We start from the raw sequence: 533 nt of genomic DNA, 5'->3' as shown, positions 1-533 counted from the left end.
CGGGCCCGACGATATCGGGCTCGGCACAATAAAGTGACGCATCATTCTCCACCTGCATCTCCTGCCGGTTCACTACTGGTCAGTCCCTCGAACGATGTCGTCGCTGCTTTTGCTGACGTCGCCGGGCGGGCGACGACATCGGTCATGCCCACGCCGTGCTGTCGGCGCTGCGACTGTCGACTGTCGCCGTTCGTTCGCACCGGCTTCGTGCGTCGCCGGGGGCCTCGTTATGCCCGTGAAGCTGACTACGCAGACGGAGAGCCCGTATCATGACCATCAGCCCCGAACTGGAAGCGCAGATCCTGCGCCTGTATCACGCCGAGAAGTGGCGCTGCGGCACCATCGCCAGGCAATTGCATGTCCATCACACGACGGTGCATCGCGTTCTGGCCCAGGCGGGATTGCCCCGGCACAAGCCGCTGCAGAGAGCCTCAATCATTGACCCGTATCTTCCATTCATTGAGCAGACGCTGGAAAAGTTCCCCTCGCTGACCGCCAGCCGCCTTTATGCGATGGTGCGCGAGCGCGGCTAC

Annotated in this window: 1 pseudogene; it reads left to right on the top strand. The window is 62.7% G+C overall.

Annotation, left to right across the window (positions count from 1 at the left end):
• Window positions 1-269 precede the first annotated feature (269 nt).
• Window positions 270-533: pseudogene (locus ACFFNA_RS40615) on the top strand (helix-turn-helix domain-containing protein); the annotation flags it as partial.

The organism is Mesorhizobium kowhaii (genome assembly GCF_042431665.1).
GTDB classification, from domain to species: Bacteria; Pseudomonadota; Alphaproteobacteria; order Rhizobiales; family Rhizobiaceae; genus Mesorhizobium; species Mesorhizobium kowhaii.
Note: the sequence above shows the minus strand (reverse complement) of the source record. Positions and strands in the feature narration are given on the sequence as shown.